Annotated in this window: 12 protein-coding genes, 2 pseudogenes and 1 CRISPR repeat array; of the genes and pseudogenes, 11 read left to right on the top strand and 3 right to left on the bottom strand. The window is 41.1% G+C overall.

Annotated features, from left to right (window positions below; all coding sequences use genetic code 11):
• Positions 1-74 precede the first annotated feature (74 nt).
• The 8 genes and pseudogenes from RS893_RS14205 to RS893_RS14170 all read left to right on the top strand — a co-directional run bounded on the left by RS893_RS14205 (position 75) and on the right by RS893_RS14170 (position 12,169).
• Complete coding sequence (locus RS893_RS14205) at positions 75-3,728, top strand: response regulator (RefSeq protein WP_315791726.1); 3,654 nt, start codon at positions 75-77, stop codon at positions 3,726-3,728.
• Positions 3,729-3,903: 175 nt separating this feature from the next.
• The gene (locus RS893_RS14200) at positions 3,904-4,728 is read left to right on the top strand and encodes a protein-glutamate O-methyltransferase CheR (protein WP_315791725.1); all 825 of its coding nucleotides are present in this window, start codon (positions 3,904-3,906) and stop codon (positions 4,726-4,728) included.
• A 77-nt stretch (positions 4,729-4,805) separates the two neighbouring features.
• Positions 4,806-5,387 (top strand): chemotaxis protein CheB, encoded by a 582-nt coding sequence (locus RS893_RS14195; protein ID WP_315791724.1) that lies wholly within the window; start codon positions 4,806-4,808, stop codon positions 5,385-5,387.
• 193 nt (positions 5,388-5,580) lie between these two features.
• Complete coding sequence (locus RS893_RS14190; protein ID WP_315791723.1) at positions 5,581-7,941, top strand: hybrid sensor histidine kinase/response regulator; 2,361 nt, start codon at positions 5,581-5,583, stop codon at positions 7,939-7,941.
• A gap of 229 nt (positions 7,942-8,170) precedes the next feature.
• Positions 8,171-8,500 (top strand): hypothetical protein, encoded by a 330-nt coding sequence (locus RS893_RS14185; protein WP_315791722.1) that lies wholly within the window; start codon positions 8,171-8,173, stop codon positions 8,498-8,500.
• A gap of 117 nt (positions 8,501-8,617) precedes the next feature.
• A pseudogene (locus tag RS893_RS14180) lies at positions 8,618-8,890 on the top strand (DUF2887 domain-containing protein); the annotation flags it as partial.
• A gap of 258 nt (positions 8,891-9,148) precedes the next feature.
• Positions 9,149-10,213, top strand: a pseudogene (locus RS893_RS14175) (transposase); the annotation flags it as partial.
• A 261-nt stretch (positions 10,214-10,474) separates the two neighbouring features.
• Positions 10,475-12,169 (top strand): ABC-F family ATP-binding cassette domain-containing protein, encoded by a 1,695-nt coding sequence (locus RS893_RS14170; RefSeq protein WP_315791721.1) that lies wholly within the window; start codon positions 10,475-10,477, stop codon positions 12,167-12,169.
• A gap of 45 nt (positions 12,170-12,214) precedes the next feature.
• Here the strand turns inward: RS893_RS14170 and RS893_RS14165 are convergent, their stop codons facing one another.
• A complete protein-coding gene (locus tag RS893_RS14165) occupies positions 12,215-13,612 on the bottom strand; it encodes a GAF domain-containing protein (RefSeq protein WP_315791720.1) in 1,398 nt (465 codons plus the stop codon).
• A gap of 153 nt (positions 13,613-13,765) precedes the next feature.
• Between RS893_RS14165 and RS893_RS14160 the strand changes: the two genes are divergently transcribed.
• A protein-coding gene (locus tag RS893_RS14160) for an IS1 family transposase (protein ID WP_315784082.1) occupies positions 13,766-14,457 on the top strand; the annotation gives its coding sequence in 2 pieces (ribosomal slippage) (positions 13,766-14,090 and positions 14,090-14,457; 693 coding nt in all).
• Positions 14,458-14,499: 42 nt separating this feature from the next.
• Positions 14,500-16,128: a CRISPR direct-repeat array (repeat unit 37 nt; unit sequence GTTTCAATCCCTAATAGGGATTTATTTAAGTTGCAAC).
• Between the two features lie 584 nt (positions 16,129-16,712).
• Positions 16,713-16,892, top strand: coding sequence for a twin-arginine translocase TatA/TatE family subunit (locus RS893_RS14155; protein WP_315791719.1), 180 nt, complete (start codon positions 16,713-16,715; stop codon positions 16,890-16,892).
• 75 nt (positions 16,893-16,967) lie between these two features.
• Here the strand turns inward: RS893_RS14155 and cphA are convergent, their stop codons facing one another.
• Positions 16,968-19,670 (bottom strand): cyanophycin synthetase, encoded by a 2,703-nt coding sequence (cphA, locus tag RS893_RS14150; protein ID WP_315791976.1) that lies wholly within the window; start codon positions 19,668-19,670, stop codon positions 16,968-16,970.
• Positions 19,671-19,841: 171 nt separating this feature from the next.
• Positions 19,842-20,705 carry a cyanophycinase gene (locus RS893_RS14145; protein WP_315791718.1) on the bottom strand — a complete coding sequence of 288 codons (864 nt, stop codon included), beginning with the start codon at positions 20,703-20,705 and terminating at the stop codon, positions 19,842-19,844.
• Between the two features lie 1,074 nt (positions 20,706-21,779).
• Between RS893_RS14145 and trmD the strand changes: the two genes are divergently transcribed.
• Positions 21,780-22,484: a tRNA (guanosine(37)-N1)-methyltransferase TrmD gene (gene trmD, locus RS893_RS14140; RefSeq protein WP_315791717.1), complete on the top strand. Its 705-nt coding sequence runs from the start codon at positions 21,780-21,782 to the stop codon at positions 22,482-22,484.
• Positions 22,485-22,645 lie beyond the last annotated feature (161 nt).

Here is a 22,645-nt window from a genome sequence, read left to right as displayed (position 1 = left end):
CTCAACGGTTAGTATAAGGGATACCTTTTTATCTCGCTGTTCACAGATAAATTGATTGCTCCAATAAATAACAAATGGTAAATAACTATTTCAAAATTGGTACAAAGATAGGTGCAGGATTTGCTTTGGGTTTATCCATAATTGCTGCACTGGGAATAATATCATACCGCACTACTAACAACTTAATTGAGAATTCTCGTTGGCAAGCCCACACTTACGAAGTTATTAACGAATTAGATGATTTAATTTCTCAACTCAAAGATATAGAAACAGCACAAAGAGGTTATATTATTACCGGAGAACAGCGTTATTTACAACCTTATAATAATGCCTTACCAAATATTCAGCAAAATCTCAAAGATTTACGGAAATTAACAGCAGATAACCCTCAACAACAAATTAGATTAGATAATATAGAGCCATTAATTAATCAAAGACTAGCTGTAGCTCAAAAAAGTATTAATTTGCGAAACAATCAAGGCTTTGAAGCTGCAAGACAACTGATATTAACGGATCAAGGTAAGAATTTAACAGACAAAATTCGTAGTATAATCACAGATATGGAAGCCGAAGAAATTCGACTTCTACAACAGCGCACAAACAAGACTAAAATTGCTGCTCAAGAAGCAACTGACACTATTATTTATGGCATTCCTCTGGCTTTTTTATTGTTAACTTTAATTGGTATTTATCTCACCAGAAATATTTCTAAACCACTTGCAGAAATTTCAAAAGCTACAGAAAAATTAGCAGAGGGAGATTTGTCTGTAAATGTGCCAGTTGACAACCGCAGGGACGAAATCGGGATATTGGCACAAGCATTTAATCAGATGATCGCTAATCTCCGCGAAACAACTCTCAAAAATAATGAACAAAACTGGCTCAAGTCCAATCTTGCCAGGTTTAGCCAGATGTTGCAAGGTCAGAGAAGCCTGGAAAAGGTTGCCAGAATGATTCTCTCAGAACTTGCACCACTGGTAGATGCACAACAGGGTGTTTTCTACTTGATGGACTTTGAAAATGAGCAACCTATCCTCAAACTACTGGGTAGTTATGCATACCAAGAACGCAAAAATTTATCAAATAAATACCGCTTGGGTGAAGGGTTAGTAGGACAATGCGCCTTAGAAAAACAAAAAATTATACTTACAGATGCACCAAGTGATTATATTCGTATTAGTTCTGGTTTGGGAGAAGCTAAGCCCTTTAATATTATTGTTTTGCCTGTACTATTTGAAGACCAGGTAATAGCAGTAATTGAATTAGCATCTTTTCATAGATTTAGTGAAATTCATCTCACTTTTTTAGAGCAAGTTAGCGAAACTATTGGTGTAGTCTTGAATGCGATCGCTGCTGATATTCGCACTCAAGCACTACTAGAAGAATCCCAGCAATTAACCCAACAACTACAAATACAGCAACAAGAACTTACACAAAAAAATCAGCGTTTAGAAGAACAGGCGAAAGAACTACAAACCTCAGAAGAACTCTTGAAACAGCAACAACAAGAATTAGAAGAGTCAAACGAAGAATTGCAACAACTTAACGCTGAACTTGAAGAAAAAGCAGAATTATTATCCAACAAAAATACAGAAGTAGAGCGCAAAAATCAAGAAATCGAACAAGCCAGATTATCATTAGAAGAAAAAGCCGCACAACTAGCACTATCTTCTAAATACAAATCTGAGTTTCTCGCCAATATGTCCCACGAATTGCGGACACCACTCAACAGTTTGTTAATACTAGCAAAAATTCTCGCAGACAATGTTGAAGGCAATCTCAACCAGAAGCAAATCGAATATAGTCAAACAATCTACTCCTCAGGCAATGATTTATTGTCACTCATCAACGATATTCTCGACTTAGCCAAAATTGAATCGGGAACCATGTCTATTGATATGGTTCAGTTAAAAATTGCTGATTTATATGAGCCATTAGAACGAACTTTTAGACAAGTCGCAATTGACAAAGGACTGAATTTCACAATTGAATTAGACCCAGAACTACCACCGACAATCTACACTGATGCCAAGCGGCTGCAACAAATCCTCAAAAACCTACTAGCTAACGCTTTTAAATTCACAGAAAAAGGTGAAGTTACCTTAAAAATATTTGTAGCCAAACAAGGCTGGAGTTTTGATCACGAAACATTAAATCAAGCTGCAACAGTTATTGGTTTTGCAGTCAAAGATACAGGTATTGGTATCGCCCCTGAAAAACAAAAAATCATTTTTGAAGCATTTCAACAAGCAGATGGTACTACCAGCCGTAAATTTGGTGGTACAGGATTAGGTTTGTCAATTAGTCGAGAAATTACCCGTTTGTTTGGTGGGGAAATTAAACTAGTTAGTCATCTGGGTGAAGGTAGTACCTTTACCTTATATTTACCCCAACCGCTTTCTGGTGCTGGGGAGATGGGGAGATTGGGAGATGGGGTGAAGTCTTCTGTCCACCACCCCACCACCCCACCACCCCATCACACTCCCCCTACTCCCCTCACTCCTGCGAGTCCCTCCTCTGTCGTCATCGACGACAGAGACAACATCCAACCGGGCGATCGCACACTGTTAATTGTGGAAGATGACACTAAGTTTGCCCGAATTCTCTTGGACATGGCGCGACAAAATGAATTTAAGGGCATTGTTGCCCACGGTGGCAACACAGGTTTAGCCTTAGCCCAAGAATATCAGCCTTCTGCAATCATTTTGGATATTCGTCTGCCAGGGATGGATGGCTGGACGGTGCTAGATCGCCTCAAACATGACGCCAACACCCGCCACATTCCTGTACATGTGATGACAGTAGAGGAAGGGAAACAGCGCAGTTTACAACAAGGTGCGATCGCTTATTTGCAAAAACCCATCAGTAGCGAGACACTACACCAAGCACTCACTAAAATCAAAGGTTTTGTAGACAGGCGAGTTAAAAATCTGTTGATCGTAGAAGATGACGAAAATCAACGTCAAAGTATTGTGACATTAATTGGTAACGGCGACGTTGCTACCACTGCTGTCAGTACTGGTACTCAGGCATTATCTGCGATCGCCAATGGACAATTTGATTGTGTAGTTCTAGATTTAGGACTACCAGATATGAGTGGTTTTGAATTGATCGAACAAATCAAAAAACTACCAACCGGTGAAACACTACCCATTATTATCTATACTGCCAGGGAATTGACCAGAAGCGAAGATACACAACTGCGACGCATTGCCGAAACAATTATAGTTAAAGATGTGCGATCGCCTGAACGTCTTTTAGATGAAACTGCTTTATTCTTACACCGTGTCCAAGCCAATCTACCCGCACCAAAACGTCAAATTCTCGAACAATTACAAACTTCTGATACCCTACTAGCAGGCAAAAAAATATTGATTATCGATGACGATGTTCGCAATATCTTTGCTCTGACTAGTATGCTGGAACGTTATCAAATGCAAGTCTTATATGCTGAAAATGGTAGGGATGGGATTGCTGTTTTAGAAAATAATGCTGATATTAATGCTATCTTGATGGATGTAATGATGCCAGAAATGGATGGCTACGAAACCACCCGTCGTATCCGCAGCATTCCCAGATTTAAATCTTTGCCAATTATTGCCCTAACTGCCAAAGCTATGCAAGGTGATCGCGAAAAGTGTATTGAGGCTGGTGCATCTGACTATATTACCAAGCCTGTCGACACTGAACAATTGCTTTCACTATTGCGTGTTTGGCTGTACCGATAGTATTCGTTCCTCAGATAGAGTATGAGTTATTATTTTTAAGTTGTGGGTAGATGCGGAATTTAATACTTTCACATTATAAATAAGATGGTCAATTTTCAATTGTCAATTGTCAATGAGAAACTACCAACTAACTACTAACAAAAATATATTTATTTCATCTGATTAATTAAAAAACATGGAGAGAGAAGAACTGGAAGATGTAGAAATTCAATTGTTATTAGAAGGTATATATCGTTATTACGGGTTTGATTTTAGAAACTATGCTTTAGCTTCCCTCAAACGCCGGATTTGGAATACTGTTAAAACGGAAGGTTTAACTACTGTCTCTGGACTGCAAGAGAAAGTTCTTCATGAACCAGAATGCTTAGAGAGATTATTATTAAATTTATCGATTAATGTCACGGCAATGTTCCGAGACCCGAGCTTTTTTTTAACTTTTAGAAAAAAAGTAATTCCCATCTTAAGAACTTATCCTTTTATCCGTATTTGGCACGCTGGCTGTTCTACAGGTGAAGAAGTATATTCGATGGCGATTTTGCTCAAAGAAGAAGGACTTTATCACCGCTCGCGTTTATATGCCACTGACATTAATGAAACAGTTTTGCGTAAAGCTAAATCAGGAATTTTCCCATTAGCGATGATGCAAGAATATACTCAGAACTATATACAAGCAGGTGGCAAGAAATCTTTTTCTGAGTATTATACAGCAGCCTACGGAAATGCTATCTTTTCATCAGAACTTAAAGAAAATATAATTTTTTCATTACATAATTTAGCTATTGATAATTCTTTTAATGAATTTCATGTAATTTTTTGCCGTAATGTCTTAATTTATTTTAATAAATTTCTTCAACATCGAGTTCATAAACTTTTTTATGAAAGTCTAATTAGATTTGGAATTTTAGGATTAGGACGTCAAGAATCGATCAGATTTACGCCCCATGAACAAGATTATGAACAATTAGTTAGTAGTGAAAAAATTTATCGGAGAGTAAGTTAAATTTTGTTGTTTGTTGCTTGTTGATTGTTGCTTGGAGAATCAACCACCAACCACCAACCACTAACACATAAAAAAATATGAAATACCAAATTATTGTAATTGGTACATCTTTAGGCGGGTTAGAAGCATTACAAGTCATATTATTGGGCTTGCCAAAAACTTTTCCTATACCAATAGCCGTTGTCCAACACCGTCACAAAGCTTCTGATGATACACTAAGAGACTTATTACAAAGCTACACTAACTTAGTGGTCAAGGAGGCAGAAGACAAAGAAGAAATTTTGCCTGGGTGGGTATATTTAGCTCCCGCAGATTATCACTTGTTAATAGAAAGTAAAGATAAAACAGTGTCTCAATCTTATTTTTCTCTATCTACAGATGCTCCTGTCACTTACGCACGTCCATCCATTGATGTGCTATTTGAAACTGCAGCAGATGCTTATAATCAAAAAGTTATCGGTATCCTGTTAACAGGAGCAAATCAAGATGGTGTGCAAGGACTGGCAAAAATCAAAGCACGGGGAGGAATGACTATAGTTGAAGAACCCGACAGTGCCTTTTGTTCAATTATGCCCGCAGCTGCGATCGCATTGGGAGTTGCAGATCAAGTTTTACCCTTAGTAGATATTCCCGCTTTCTTAGTAAAAATTTGTAATTGATGTCACCTATTTTAGAGAAGCTATAAATAGTGTACAAATAAGTATATAAAACTCATTGTTACCATCCCCAAGACCTATTTTCAAGCCAGATAAAGTTATAACTTAAGATAGTGGGAATTCAGCTAGCTTTAGCGTCACAGTCAATAGGAAGACGTAAAACGGCTTGTTCTATTTCTAAAAGTGTATATTTGAAATGTCATTTGAGCCTAAAGTTAATGTTCTGTTGGTAGATGACCATCCAGAAAATTTGCTAGCCCTAGAGGCAATTTTAGACAGCCTTGGTCAAAACTTGGTAAGGGCTACATCGGGCGCAGAAGCCCTGCGAAATCTATTGAATCAGGATTTTGCCGTGATCTTGCTGGATGTGCAAATGCCAGATATGGACGGGTTCGAGACAGCAGCCTTGATTAGACAACGAGAGCGATCACGGCATACACCAATAATTTTTGTAACGGCATTCAACACCAGTGACAACATGGTCTTTAGAGGATATTCTCTAGGTGCAGTAGACTATCTCTTTAAACCTATAGAACCAGAAATATTGAAGTCCAAAGTAGCAGCATTTATTGATTTATTCCAAAAAAGTGCCGAAGTGAAGCGACAAGCCGCACAGTTAGCAGCAATGAATGCTGAACTTAAAAAACGCGAAGAAATGTTTCGTTCTTTGAGTGCTTGTTCACCCGTAGGAATTTTTTTAACTGATCCTAGTGGTAAATGTACTTATGCTAACCCCCGCTACCACGCTATTTTTGGTTTAACCCCAGAGCAAAGTTTAGACCAAGGCTGGATCACAACAATTCATCATGAAGAACAACAATCAGTAGTAACAAATTGGTATACTGCTGCTGCTGAAGGTAGGGGATACAAAGGTGAATTTCGCATCATGACTCCAGCAGGAATTGAGCGCTGGGTTTATATGTCTTCATCACCCATGCTTTCAGAAGAAGGTAATGTCATTGGTTTTACAGGTACATCAGAAGACATCACAGAACGTAAAAAAGCTGAAGAAGAACATATCAAGCTTATTCGCGAACAAACAGCACGCCAAGAAGCAGAAACAGCAAATCGCCTCAAAGATGAATTTTTAGCCACCCTCTCTCATGAACTCCGCACACCTTTAACATCTATACTGGGTTGGGCAAGACTGCTGCGTCAGCGAAAATTGAATGAAGAAGCCATCACTCGTGCTATAGAAACAATTGAACGCAATGCTGGTTTGCAAGCTCAGCTTATAGAAGATATCTTAGATGTCTCGCGCATTATGCGAGGCAAGCTTACTCTTAATATTTGTCCAGTTAACTTAGTTAACTTAACTGCAACAGTTGTAAATAGCATACGTCTAGAAGCAGAAGCAAAAAAAATTCAACTTGAATATGTAGTTGAACTCAATGAAACAGAAAACACGGCGACGCAACGACACGAAGACATGGAAAATGAAGAGGACGGGCTGAGGTGGGGACACAAAGACACGAGGAATACAGATGAAATACTCTCCGCGTCCTCACATCTTCCAGTCACTGCGTCTTCCGAAACCGCGTCTTCTGTGATCGTCTCTGGCGATCCTAATCGTCTACAACAAGTTCTATGGAACTTGCTTAACAATGCCATGAAATTTACCTCCTCTGACGGCAGAGTAGAAGTACGCCTAGAAGTCGTCAAGGAAAATGGATCATTGGAAATGGCGCAAGGTGGACAAGGAAGACAAGGGGGACAAGGAGGACAAGGGAAATATGATACTCCTTACACTCCCCCCTCCCCTGTTTATGCCCAAATCACCATCACTGACACAGGTGTTGGCATTAGTCCAGAATTTCTCCCCCACGTTTTTGATCGCTTCCGTCAAGCAGATGGCAGTATAACAAGAAACCACGGCGGTTTAGGATTGGGACTCGCGATCGTACGTTATTTAGTGGAAATGCATGGCGGTAGCGTTCATGCTGATAGTCCAGGAGTGGGACAGGGAGCAACCTTTACTGTAAAGTTGCCAATGTTGTCAACACAGCAACAATCCAAAGATCAGGAATCTATAAACCAGGAATGTGCTGTTGCTACCAAAGCAGAGGGAAATTTCCCGAAAGCGCCTATTCCTCAAAGATGGAAATTAAAACAAACAGAACAAATAACGAAAACTACTTCCCCCACTTCTATTACAGAATCATCCTTAAGTGGTTTGCAGGTATTAGTAGTGGATGACGATACTGATACACGAGAATATGTAACCACCGTGCTGCAAGAATCGGGAGCAGAGGTAACAGCAGTTGATTCAGTACAATCGGCACTTTTAATGATTGCAAAATCCCTACCGGATGTGCTGATTAGTGATATCAGTATGCCAGAAGAAGATGGATACACGCTAATACGTAAAATACGAAACTTCGAGCCAGAACAAGGAAGAGATTTACCTGCGATCGCATTAACGGCTTACGCTAGACCACAAGATTGTCAGCAAGCCCTTGATGCAGGTTTTCAGATGTATGTCTCCAAGCCAGTTGAACCAAATAAATTAATTCACTCTGTTGCCAAATTAATGCAGAGATTAGGTACGGGAAGCTAAGCGGGAATGGGGGATAGGGGAGATGGGGAGTAGTAAGCCATTAACCACTAACAACTAACCACTAATGTACAGACGCGATGTTCCTCGCGTCTGTACCTACTAACCACTAACCATTAACTAATATGTAAATTTTTCATAATATTAAATTAAGTACTGCTCATATTTATATTTCGTTATTTAATTGCCTGGTTAGTTGTTCTATACTAAATTGACATTACCTGAAAGATTAATGCTCGATTTCAACAGCTTAGTTGAGTTATCCCGCACCAACTGCGTTAGCATTTGTGCATTTCTCGTGCCAGCAAATTTACTTGCAACGCTGTTGACGATGGTTTTAGCTGCACTCCGTCGCCCCTCATCTCAAGTTTGGCAATCAGCAATAGTAGCCTGTACATTTGCTGTTGTGATGATATTGCACGTTTACACTTGGTTTATGATCGGCGTAGTCATGATTCCCACCTATGTTTTATTGTGGCTAGCTATTACCTGTTTGCTTTGTAATGTAGGGTCAATTTTATTTCACAGACGCAACACCAACGCCCCAATTTTCGAAAGATAATCCCTAACAAGCTAAACAATAAAGTATATTCAGTAGCCCGTCTGTACGGGCTTTTATTAGTATTTTCCAACAAAATTAGAATATTATGTAGAATCTTAGAATTTCAAAAGAACGCTGTTAATAGATAGAACCAAAGAAGAGGTAAACTCTCAGTTACAACAGCGGCAATTATTAGAATTAATAGAGACTATTTTAGTTTATAAGTTTCCAATGATGAGTAGGGAGGAAATAGAATTTATATTTGGATTGAGTGAGTTAAAGCAAACCAGAGTATATCAAGAAGCATTTCAAGAAGGTAAACAAGAAGGTAAACGCAAAGCTAATTTAAAAGCAATACGCCGATTTTCAGCAGCAATAGGGCTAAGTGTGGAACAAATCGCAGAGGGATGAGGTTTGAGTGTAGACTTATATCTTGCATCTCTCTGGATAAACCACTAATACACGAATAGAGGGTGTAAGAAAGTGACACCAGAAGCGAAAATGAGCTTACGTGATACTGAGAAATTAATATAACTGTATTATTTAGGAAATTACGCAAACAAGTAAGGGTGCAGGTGATCGCCAACTTGGAAGACTGCCTGGATTTGCACATCAGATCCGAAATATGAGAAAAAAGGGCGTGAATAGCATTATGGAAAAGCAAGAACAATGAAATCAATTCTTGCCCACGCCCAAGGGTTAGTTTACACCTTAGTGTCGTTGATGCCGTCTACATACCAACAACAAAACCTAGAAGCGATGTTGGGGTTATTTTTGGAGGCGCAAGGATATCCCTTACCTGAACATAGTAGAAGTAAGTCTGCCAGTGCCTTAAGTCGATTTCTCAATATTTACGACTGGTCAACCAAGAGTGTAATTCGCACAATTCGTGCGCGCATCATGCAGGAGATATTGTCCGAGTGCCCAAAGGGGCGCAAACCGTTTTTACAGGTGATGATCGACCTCACAACTGTGGAAAAATTTGGGAAATTCAAGTCTTTTAAGAATTTAATCAGTGTCTATAACGGAAAACGAGGGTTGCATTTGGTTGTGGTGTATTTGGTCGTTGGTCAGTGGCGAGTACCTTGGAATTTTCGTGTTTGGAGAGGCAAGGGAACTACTTCACCCGCACAGTTAGGATTAAAGCTAATCAAGTCATTACCCAAAGCTTTAACCAAACATTTTAAGGTGATGATTTTAGCAGATACTGCCTTCGGAAGTATTGAGTTTCTCCACGGGTTACGTAAGCTTAAATATCACGCCGTTGTTGGAGTACGGATTGACCGTAAATTACTCGATGGGCGTATTTTACGACATTTACATAAACGCGGACAGCAAGTACGATTCGTGGGTTTAAAGTTTCCTGTTACAGTGTCTTGGTATTATCTCAAACGTGATGATGGCAAGTTGGAGAAAAGGTTTATTCTATCTACTAGACCTCTCAAGGCGAGTACTATTAACTGGTGGGGTAAGCGTCGCTGGCAAATTGAGGGTTGGTTTAAAATTGCAAAGCATCGTTTTGGGTTAAACCGCTTCGGTCAAGGAAAACTTTTGGGCGTTTATCGCTGGTTAGTACTTTCGCTAATTGCTTATATTTTGGCGCATTGGGCTTATTTATCGCTTGCCACTACAGATCTACCTGATTGGGGACAAGCTGCACAAATTGCTATTCAAGCTTGCTTGCCAGGATTTCTTGTGTTTTCAATTTTACTGAATCTTGAACGAATGCGTTCTTTCTTACTTAGTCAAGATATTAACATTCATATTTCCAGATGCAAGATATAAGTAGAGGAAGTTAAACAACTAGCACAACAGCAGTCTTCTGAACAAGACGATATTTAAAATTTATACAGCAACTATCAATGCATCACTCATTAAAATCTTTTTCTTTGTCTTCAAGGAATTTTTCACATCGAATTTGTAGTTAAATTTTGTTAAGATTGGACTCGATGTGAGTTAGCCTTCCCTGCTTGTTGCTTACCTTGGAGACACTCAATGCTGCGACTAGAACATATTAGTAAAATTTATCCGACTGGCGAAGTTCTCAAGGATATCAATTGGGAAGTTAAGATAGGCGATCGCGTTGGTTTAGTTGGTGTTAACGGCGCTGGTAAATCTACCCAACTCAAAATCATCACCGGTAAAATAGAGCCAACCTCTGGTGAAGTTATTCGTCCAGCTAGTTTACACATAGCCTATCTCAATCAAGAATTTGATGTAGATCCCAGCCGCACTATTAGAGAAGAATTGTGGACAGTCTTCAAGGAGGCAAACCAAGTACAGTTATCTTTGGTGCAGGTGCAACAGCAGATGGAAACTGCCTCTCCAGAAGAACTGGATAAACTAATTAATAAATTGGATAAGCTACAACGGCAATTTGAAGCCCTAGATGGTTATGGCTTAGAAGCACGCATTGGTAAGATATTACCAGAAATTGGCTTTGAACCAGAAGATGGCGATCGCCTCGTTAGTGCCTTCAGTGGTGGTTGGCAAATGCGGATCAGTTTAGCTAAAATCCTTCTGCAAGAACCTGATTTATTACTGCTAGACGAGCCAACAAACCACTTAGATTTAGAAACAATAGAGTGGCTAGAAAATTACCTCAAAGGCTTGAATACACCAATGGTCATAGTTTCCCATGACCGGGAATTTTTAGACCGTCTCTGCACTCAAATAGTCGAAACAGAACGAGGTGTTTCTACTACTTACCTTGGTAACTACTCAACATATTTACAACAAAAAGCTGAAAATCAAACAGCACAATTAAGTGCCTACGAACGTCAGCAAAAAGAATTAGAAAAACAACAAGCTTTTGTGGATAGATTTCGTGCTAGCGCCACCCGTAGCACCCAAGCCAAAAGCCGTGAAAAACAACTAGAAAAAATCGAGCGTATCGAAGCCCCTACAGTTGGAGTTAAAACACTACAATTTCGTTTTCCCCCTGCACCTCGCAGTGGCAGAGAAGTTGTAGAAATTAAAAACTTAACTCATATTTACGATGACAAAATTCTATTTTTAGGGGCAAATCTCCTGATTGAAAGAGGCGATCGCATAGCTTTTGTTGCTCCTAACGGTGCTGGCAAATCAACATTACTGCGCCTAATTATGGGTATGGAACAGCCCACAGAAGGTGTTGTCAAACTAGGCGAACATCATGTAATTCCAGGATATTTTGAACAAAACCAAGCAGAAGCTTTAGACTTAGAAAAAACAGTCATAGAAACTATTCATGACGAAGTACCTGATTGGAAAAACGAAGACGTTCGCACCCTCTTAGGACGCTTTTTATTTAGTGGTGATACAGTCTTCAAAAAAGTTGCTGCTTTAAGTGGTGGTGAAAAAGCGCGTTTAGCATTAGCAAAAATGTTGTTGTGTCCAGCAAATTTACTCATATTAGATGAGCCAACAAACCACTTAGATATTCCAGCCAAAGAAATGCTGGAAGAAGCATTACAAAACTACGATGGCACAGCGATTATTGTTTCTCATGATCGCTATTTTATTTCTCAGGTTGCCAATAAAATTGTAGAAATTCGTGATGGTGAATTCCGAGTTTACTTAGGTGACTATCATTACTACCTCGATAAAATTACTGAAGAAAAAGAACAAGCAAGATTAGCAGTGATCGCGGCCGAAAAAGCTGCCAAAAAGGCGGCAAAAGCTGCTAAGGCTACTGGGAAGAAAAAGTAAGTTCTTTATAAGTGCCTTTTAAATTTTTACTTTTGCCTTATTTGGTCATTCTTCAAAAAGTGATGGACTTGACTCTATAGAGTTATCAAAATCGGGCGTTGGGAATTGCATGGATCGCCGCATCTTTGTCACAAGTCTGATTAGTACCTCCTGTTGTTGTTTGATGCGTTGCAAATTACCAGTTTGCTTATGTACATGTTGGTTTAGCTCATGTTCGTGAATTGCGAAGGCAAATTGTTTACCCACCTCCGTTGCTAGTTCAATTTCTTCAATTGTCCACTCACGCGCTTGTGTCTTTGTGGATTCTCGCCAAGCATTAAACGATTGACGGGGGTACAACTGCCGCTCATCGAAGTCAAACTCTCCTGCCCACAAGGGTTCTGTCTGGGCTTCGTCTCGGAAAATACTTAAGTACCCCAGCAATTGCTGACGATATATAAGTGGAATCATTAAGATGCTACGAACTTTGGATGAAGTGAAAGCCACTTGCAAAAAACGCAACTCATGTATTTGATAGATGTCTGAAATTGCCCAAACATCACAATTTCCATACTTGTAATGTTCCTGCCAGATGCTGTATTGCTCCATCAATTGATATTTTGCCAGTTCTGGCATCACAGGTTGTTTGCCGTAGGCATAAACCTTGAGGTAATTGCTGGAGTCCAAAGAGTCTAGAAAGCTCTTGGCATTGCCGTCTTGGAGATTAAATCCTTCATTTCTCATGCACAGCCTGCCACCAGAACCACCGAATGCACCAACGATTTGTGCCAAAGCTGACTGAAATTCGACAGTAGACAGTGAATGTAGTAGGGTGACAATGTGCTTAATGGTAGCTTCTTGTGAAGCTGTTTGCGGTACTTGGGAAAGAAGGACACTTTGAGCGATCGCTACTGACAACTGATCAACAACCATCTGCACCACTTCCACTTCCGATTCTGCAATCGAACGAGGTTCTGAATGATGAGACGCCAGCAACCCCCAAAGTTGATCATCATGCAGAATAGGTAATACGAGAGAGGATTTAACACCCATCGCTGTTAAGTATTCCAAATGGCAGGGGTCTACAGGGCGGTAGCGGAACTCCTCAGGGATCATCTCTCCTGTTTCCGAATCATACAGAGGGCTTTGACCAATTTGCTTTCTATCAACATTCACAATCGAACGTACCCGTACCTTAAGATACAATTCACGGTATTGAGGCGGAATTTCATCTCCAGGAAAATGTAGCCCCAACACCGATGGCAACCGATTATGATCTACAGACTCAGCAATAACTTGACCGCTTCCATCTAGATTAAACTGGTAAATTTTTACTCTATCAATTCCTAAAAAAGACCGTAACTCTGCCACTGTTGCTGTCAAAATAACCTGCAATTCTACCTTTTGACGAATATAGCTTGTAAGCTGGCGCAGTAAGGTTTTTTGTTTGATATTATCCTGCATATATTAAAATTTGAGCAGTAATGAGGGAACAACCAAGTTAGCTATTTTTGCTTTCATCTAAGCATTTTGGCGGACATCCGCATCTTGGCAACAATTTTTCACAATCATCTCAGGGCGTTGCATAATAGCGGTATGAATTGAGGTCAATTAATCATGGAATGTCCACGCTGTGGATCTTGTCATAACCGTAAGAATGGAAAGAAAAGAGGTAAACAGAATCACATTTGCTGTGATTGTGGTCGTCAATTCATTGATGTCTATAAACCACCCAGGGGCTACTCGGATGAAATCAAACAAGAATGCCTAAAAATGTACGTCAATGGTATGGGATTTCGTGGAATTGAAAGGGTGAAAAACGTTCATCATACTACCATTATTCATTGGGTTAAACGAGTGGGTACACAATTGGCGGATACACCAAATTCAAAGGAAATTCCGCAGGTGGGAGAACTAGATGAATTAGAAACATTTATTGGTTCAAAAAAAATAAAATCTGGTTGTGGACGGCGGTAAATCACTTTACTCAAGGTATTCTTGCTTGGGTTTTAGGTGATCGTAGTTCGACTACTTTCCAACAGTTATGGAACATTGTCCAGTGTTGGCAGAGTTATTTTTACGTCACAGATGGATACCCTGTTTACCCTTGTTTTGTTCCTGATGGTGACCAAATTGTGAGTAAGACCTACATGACACGAGTCGAAAATGAAAACACAAGGCTTAGACATTATTTGGCTCGTCTTCATCGTAAAACTTTATGTTATTCCAAAACCGAGGAAATGCTGAGATACTCTGTTCGATTGTTATTGCACTACCTCAAATATCGTTCTGTTCCCTTACCTGCCTAAAACATACCTTTATTCAGCAACGCCAAATACATTAATAAAGTTGTTTCAATCCCTAATAGGGATTTATTTAAGTTGCAACACTTGGCTCTATTCCTGAGTGGCTAAAGACAGAAAGTTTCAATCCCTAATAGGGATTTATTTAAGTTGCAACGTAATTCGAGTGTGCCAAGGGAGCTACCGGAGAAGTTTCAATCCCTAATAGGGATTTATTTAAGTTGCAACTAATTATTTTCTGGGGTAAAACTGGGGTAAATCGTTTCAATCCCTAATAGGGATTTATTTAAGTTGCAACGTACCTGCCGTTTTCCTGACCTAAGAGCCAGAAAGTTTCAATCCCTAATAGGGATTTATTTAAGTTGCAACGCACTGCATATTAAGCAGCTTGTGCGATCGCAAGAATTGGGTTTCAATCCCTAATAGGGATTTATTTAAGTTGCAACTGGGCGGGAATTTTGGCTACGTCCCCTAAATAAACGGTTTCAATCCCTAATAGGGATTTATTTAAGTTGCAACGTATTGGTCTCCTTGGCTTGATCCCAAACACCCCGTTTCAATCCCTAATAGGGATTTATTTAAGTTGCAACCCTAGATGAGCGCACTTGTCCTAAGCCAGACTTGAGTTTCAATCCCTAATAGGGATTTATTTAAGTTGCAACCAGATAGTCGCGGAGCAACCCCAGAACCTGCGTTTTTCTGTTTCAATCCCTAATAGGGATTTATTTAAGTTGCAACACGTGGGGTCAAATCTGCGTTTGTATCTTATTTGTTTCAATCCCTAATAGGGATTTATTTAAGTTGCAACCACTACCTTCAACCAGGGTTTGGTTACTGAAAATGGTTTCAATCCCTAATAGGGATTTATTTAAGTTGCAACTGAATAGTTGGATCTCGGGGAATGGGACTACCGGTTTCAATCCCTAATAGGGATTTATTTAAGTTGCAACCATCGGAAGTGAGGTATTCACCCATATAGCTAAGTGTTTCAATCCCTAATAGGGATTTATTTAAGTTGCAACAGGGATCTGGGGTTTTCCTGGCTTTTGTCAGGAAGTTTCAATCCCTAATAGGGATTTATTTAAGTTGCAACCGTATCTGATGTTGGATCGAAACGTCTCCTATACCGTACTTGTTTCAATCCCTAATAGGGATTTATTTAAGTTGCAACATTTCAGTTCCACATATGTATATGTCTGCGTTGAGTTTCAATCCCTAATAGGGATTTATTTAAGTTGCAACGATGTCGGATCGAAACGTCTCTTATACCGTACCTGTTTCAATCCCTAATAGGGATTTATTTAAGTTGCAACTCAGTGGTCGGCTAAAAGGTCAAGTAGAGGAGCAAGAAGTTTCAATCCCTAATAGGGATTTATTTAAGTTGCAACTCCAAAGTCCATGTCTTAGGCACAAGCACACATGTTTCAATCCCTAATAGGGATTTATTTAAGTTGCAACTCTAGTCAACTTTAGGTTCTTCTATATAAAAGAGAAAGTGTTTCAATCCCTAATAGGGATTTATTTAAGTTGCAACCTGTGAAAGCTAGGGCGGTTGCTAACCCGTTACCTAGTTTCAATCCCTAATAGGGATTTATTTAAGTTGCAACGCAGGCGATGGGTCTACAACTTTCAACGTCCCTGTTTCAATCCCTAATAGGGATTTATTTAAGTTGCAACAGCTCGTTCTAGAAGCCTTATTCTATTTGATTTTCAAGGTTCAGTTCCGTCAACCTGGAATCAATATAGCTTTTCAGCCATTGAGGTGTCAAGGCAGGCATTGAGAAAATAACCTCAAAAGCTTGTCTGGTCATAATTTCAGACTTTGCGTCAACCTCCATTGAAGCGTGAGAGGGTTATAAACCAAAACTAGTAAAGCTTTCAGCCATTAAAATTGATCTCTTCTAAAAAACACCTATAGGTTGACGAAAACACAATAATTTTCTTGGTGTCTTAGTGTCTTAATATCAATTAGAAAAAAGAATACAACACATGGATTATATAAGACCCCACCCCAACCCTCCCCTTTCCAAGGGGAGGGTGGGGTTAGGCGGGTGGGGTTATCTGTCGTAAACATTATTTGAATTGGTATTATACCAAATTGCGATAGTTAGTATTGTTTTAAATTGTTGGAACAGCCTTATAGCAAAGACTTCCCATCTAAAATCTAAAATTGGTATTAGTGGTTCAAATAAAAATCACAACATCATCTATACATCCCCACCCTACTATATTTTAAGTAGAGTTTTTCACAGGAGATACACATGTTTGGACTGGGATGGACGGAAGTAGGTGTAATCGCGATCGTCGCCTTGCTAATTTTTGGGCCGAAAAAAATCCCCGAACTTGGAAGCGCACTAGGCAAAACCTTACGGGGTTTTAAAGAAGAAATGAATAAAACCACAACTGATGAGGATATCAACCCCGAGGAAGAAGAAAAATAAAAATAGCCATTTGTTCTTGGTCATTAGTCCTTTGTGTTTACAAACGACTAATGACTGATGACAAATGACCATTGACTAAATAATCGAATTCACAACAGATGAAGTCACACCCATTTGAGCATCTACAGTCGTGGGGGTGGTATTTTGTTGGGGAACTTCTTCTTTAACAACACCACGGGCTTTTATTAACTTGATGGCACGATTGACGCTTTCTGGTAAAATCACCACCAAACTGTTCTCAGGGGCAATATCTAAGGCTTTGTTAATAGCTTGGGTTTCATCCAGAATCACTTCAAATTCGTAATTAGGGTTTACTTGCTTAATACCTTGAACAATTAATTCCGCAGCCGAACCTCGCGCCCTACCTCTAGTGTCGTCATCTTCTTTGACAATTACGTGGTCAAAAATTTCTGCTGACAGCTTACCCAAAGCTACAAAGTCTTGATCACGTCGATCGCCAGGCCCACCGATAACACCAATGCGATCGCCATTTGTCCAGTTGCGGACAAAGGAACCTAAAGCTTCGTAACTGTGGGGATTGTGGGCATAATCTACCAAAGCGTGGAAGTTACCCAAGTTAAACAAATTCATCCGCCCTGGTGTTTGACTTACCGAAGCCCGGAATGTATTTAAGCCAGCCCGAATTTGCTCAATTGACACGTTTTGCACAAACGCCGCTAAGGAAGCTGCCAAAGCGTTGGCAATCATAAATGGCGCCCTTCCACCCATCGTCAGGGGAATATTTTCTGCGCGTTCGATGCGGTGTGTCCAATCCCCTTTTAATATTGACAAAAAGCCATTTTCGTATACTGCTGCAACTCCACCCTTTTGGATGTGGTTTCGCACCAATTCCGATTCTGGGTTCATGGTGAAGTAAGCAATATTAGCTTTTGTTCGTTCTGCGATCGCGGCTACACGGGGATCATCGGCGTTGAGAACAGCGTAGCCATCAGGATAAACGGCTTCGGCAACCACACTCTTGAGATGTGCTAGCTGGTCGATTGTGTCAATGTCACCAATACCTAAGTGGTCAGCAGCCACATTTAACACTACACCCACATTAGCGGCTTCAAAGGCTAAGCCAGAGCGAAGAATCCCGCCCCTAGCTGTTTCCAAGACTGCTACTTCGACTGTCGGGTCTTGCAAAATTAACTGGGCGCTTTGTGGGCCTGTGTTGTCACCGACTTCAACTAAGTAATCTCCGATATAAGTCCCGTCCGTAGTCGTATAACCTACTACCTTGTCTGTCTGTTTGTAGATGTGAGCCAGTAGGCGGGTAGTAGTTGTCTTGCCGTTTGTACCCGTAACACTCAAAATTGGAATCCGACTCGCTTGTTCGTTGGGAAACAGCATATCAATGACTGCACCTGCAACGTTACGGGAGATGCCTTGACTGGGAGCAACATGCATTCGGAAGCCGGGAGCAGCATTAACTTCTACAATCACACCGTCAACCTCTCGTAAAGGGCGACTAATATCCGATGTGACGATATCAATGCCGGCGATATCTAAACCGATAATCTTGACGACACGCTGGGCTAACCAAACGTTTTCCGGGTGAATTTCATCTGTCCGGTCTACAGCAATACCACCCGTACTTAAGTTTGCCGTTGCCCGTAAATAGCAAATTTCGTCTTTAGCTAATACGCTGTTGAGGGTGTAACCTTGCCTTTCTAGTAACTGATAACTGGTGCGGTCAAGTTCAATTTTGGTGAGAACCTTATCATGTCCGTCACCACGATTTGGGTCTTTATTGGTTTCCTCTATCAATTCCGCAATAGTAGATCTGCCATCACCAACCACATGAGCAGGTACACGTTCCGCAACTGCCACTACTTTACCGTCTACAACCAAGACTCGATGGTCACGCCCTGTGTAATACCGCTCTACAATAATTGAGCGAGAAACTTGTCTGGCGGCGTCGTAGGCTGCCTCTGCTTCTTCCCAATTTTGGATGTCGATGGTGATGCCACGCCCGTGATTGCCGTCTAACGGTTTGATAACGATGGGATAGCCACCAACATATTCAATTGCTTCTGGCAAATCGTCCAAAAAGTTAATCACCGTACCTTTAGGAACTGGTACACCTGTACTGGCAAGAATGCGTTTAGTGGCTTCTTTATCGCAAGCCAGTTCTACTCCCAAAATACCGGTGTTATCGGTCATGGTTGCTTGCATCCGCTTTTGGTTGACACCATAACCAAGTTGAATCAAAAAGCGTGCCCCTAGTTGCATCCAGGGAATACCTCTTTTTTCAGCTTCTTTGACGATTGACTCTGTGGAAGGCCCCAGGGCTGCATCACGCCATAAGTCTTTTAGGTCTTGTAAATCTTGTTCTAACTCAGCCTTTGGATAACGACCTCGGTCAACAATACTTTGGCACAGCCGGACTGCGGCTCTACCTGCATAGCGTCCGGCTTCCTCATTTAGATACTCAAAGACGACTTGGTAAACACCTGATGTAGACGTTTCCCGAGTACGACCGAAGCCGACGTGCATACCGACTAATTCTTGCAGTTCTAGGGCTACATGTTCCACGATGTGACCCATCATGGTACCTTCGCGAACTCGCATCAAAAAACCACCACGACAGCCCGGCGAGCAGTAGTGACCCTCCAGACTAGGCAGAGCCTCAACTAGTCCTTCATAAAAGCCAGGGATCTCATTCGAGGGCGTCTCGGCAAGATTTTCTAGATCAAGGCGCATGACGATCAGCTTGTGGCGTCGAATGCTCCAGTAGTTGGGGCCGCGTAAGGTCTGGATTTTGAGGATTCTCATGGGAATAGGTAGATGGAGATTCGGAACCAAAATTCTAGTTTCTTACTGAAATTGACCGCCAAACTGTTCATGGTAAACAGTTTTTTCTTCTTACATCGTATTACTCTCATTTTTTTGCTGCAACGTAGAATTGCGCGATCAACTCAGTGTAACTCCAGATACTTAAGTCCGTCAGCTGGAGATGCGGTAGACAGCAGGTAAAACAGTGCGTTGGTAAAGGTGGAAGCGATCGCCATGACTGAGGATATGCAGGCGTAAATTGTGAAGATTCAAAGGTTCAGTTGCTCCCACATGGGGTTCGTTGGTGTGAGTGACTTCGGTCGGATCTATTATTGTAACCGAACCTTTGCCCAAAACTTGTAACCAACCATCACGTTCAAACAACGCACAAGTATCTTCATCAATGCCAATCCCAAGACGATCTGGATGAGAAGCGATCGCGCTCATCAAACGCCCCATGCGATTACGATTGTTAAAATGTTGGTCTACAATCACTTCAGGTATAAATCCCAAACCCGTTGCCATGTCCACTAAGGAACGATTGGGTGACTCACCACTACCACCGCCTGCAATCATGTGATGTCCCATGACAGCTGCACCTGCGCTAGTACCTGCGAGAGTTAGTTCTCCAGATCTAACTCGCTGCCGGATAATATCCATTGCTGGTGTATCTGACAAGACGCCACACAATCGTAACTGATCACCTCCTGTTAAAAAAATCCCGGTACAAGCTTCCAGGGACTGTTGGTAATCACGGTATTCACACTGCTCTCTTTCTCGTATATCCAAAAGCTCAACCTTTTTAGCACCCATATCTTCAAAAATACGGATATACCGACCACCGATGATTGAGGGTTCGCGAGAGGCAGAGGGAATAATTGCTATGTGGGCATCATTAGCGCCAGCACGAGCAAAAAAAGTCCGCAAAATCTCGCGGCCATGGACTTTGTCTTCTGCGCCTCCGATCACCAGAACGGCAGTTTTTGTTGCTTGGGGTGTCCTCATTTCCAGCAATTTAGCTTGTAATTCCGGCATTGTGTTTCTCCTGTCAACAACTTCAGGTGAAAATTACAAGGTCAGCAGCCTAATTATTTTCGCGCCTAAATTGGTAGTGGGTAATTGGTAATGGGTAATGAGTAATGGGTAATGGGTAATTGGAATATTGATGATTTTTCTATACCCGCTCCCTGATCCCCGTTCCCCGCTCCCCGATCCCCCATATTCCTTGCCGTCACGGTGGCGACAGATTTGCAGTTGTAGTCAATAACATCTTGTTGTGGTGACTGCGATCGCAATGCCATGAGCTTGTAGACGCTTTTTTGCGTGTCCCTTAGGTGGTTGTCCGTTTGAGTGTCTCCTCGAATTTTGGGAAACAGAAACAGGTATTGACGCACTTTCTTTTTAAGGCTGGTTCGATGCATCCTAGAAGTTGTTAACCTAGTCAGAATAGTGAAGTACCCACCACTAAACGCTTCGCGTTATAGCGGAAGCTTCGCGTCTCATTTGCCGATGCTCTGTTAGGGACATCATTTAAAGATGTTCGTCACTGAAGACGATCTGAGCCTTACTCAGCATCTCTGGCTTTTGTGCCTTTATCTCCTCAAAGGAGAACCCGCGCAGCCACCTTGCTTCCCAAGGCAGTTATAAGTTTATTTTTCTTCCGGCTGATATCCCACTGCTAACTTTGGGTATAGCCCAGGACTTAAGCCGAATTAGTTAAATTTAGATGTGACAATATTTAAACATAAATTAAGTAATTAGAAAAACTTTTATTGACTCATAGAATGCCACTATTTCTAGTACTTATAGATACACCCAAACAAGCTCATATGTGTTACGTACGACATCGGCTGGTTTGAAGTCAGCGCTAAAAAGCAGCTATGCTGCTATGCTGTAGACGCTCGTTCAGACAATGTATCTGGTGGGTAGGCAAAAGGGAACACCAAAAGTTTTTGCCTGTAGCAGCAATTTTTGGGAACCCTGGCAGAAAGAATTAATCACCATAACATCTACCCATTTTTTGACTTTTTTATTAACTTTCTAACGATTTCTGCCGTACTGTGCTGGACATTCCAAATTTAAGATTAGTGTTCTCCAATACGAAATACTGTGCGCTTTGATATAGTTACGCTATTTCCTGATAGTTTTACCTCTATTCTGAATTCAGGGCTGATTGGTAAAGCCTTGTCTAAACAGATTGCTCAGGTAAATTTGATAAATCCCCGCGACTTTACTACTGATAAGCATCGCAAAGTCGATGATGAACCCTACGGTGGTGGTGTTGGAATGCTAATGAAGCCAGAACCAATTTTTGCCGCCGTTGAATCCCTGCCTGTTTTACCCAGAAGAGAGGTGATTCTGATGAGTCCCCAAGGACAAACAATGAATCAACTTCTGTTACGAGAGTTAGCAAGCAATTATGACCAATTGGTGGTAATTTGTGGTCACTATGAAGGTGTAGATGAGCGAGTACTACATTTAGTCACCCGTGAAATATCCTTGGGCGATTTTATTCTGACCGGTGGGGAAATTCCAGCAATGGCTTTGATTAATGGTGTAATGCGCCTATTACCAGGAACTGTTGGCAAAGTCGAGTCCCTCAAATCAGAAAGTTTTGAAGAAGGATTATTAGATTATCCCCAATACACCCGTCCAGCAAATTTCCGTGGTTGGAAAGTACCGGATGTACTGCTGTCTGGCAATCATAACGAAATTGCTAAGTGGCGATTGCAACAACAAATTCAAAGAACAGGCGATCGCCGTCCTGATTTGCTCAAAGCTTGGCTAGAGCAGAAGGGGGGGAAGATGGGGTGATGGGGTGATGGGGAGTGTGGGGAGTGTGGGGAGTTTGAGGAGTAAGTATTAAACAACTACTAACTACTAATGTACAGACGCGAGGAACATCGCGTCTCTACCCACTCACTACTAACCATTGACAATTGACAATTGGCACGTGACACTTGACACTGGACTCA

It is taken from the genome of Fischerella sp. JS2 (assembly GCF_032393985.1).
In the GTDB taxonomy this organism is placed as follows: domain Bacteria; phylum Cyanobacteriota; class Cyanobacteriia; order Cyanobacteriales; family Nostocaceae; genus Fischerella.
This window is presented reverse-complemented; position numbering and strand designations above follow the sequence as displayed.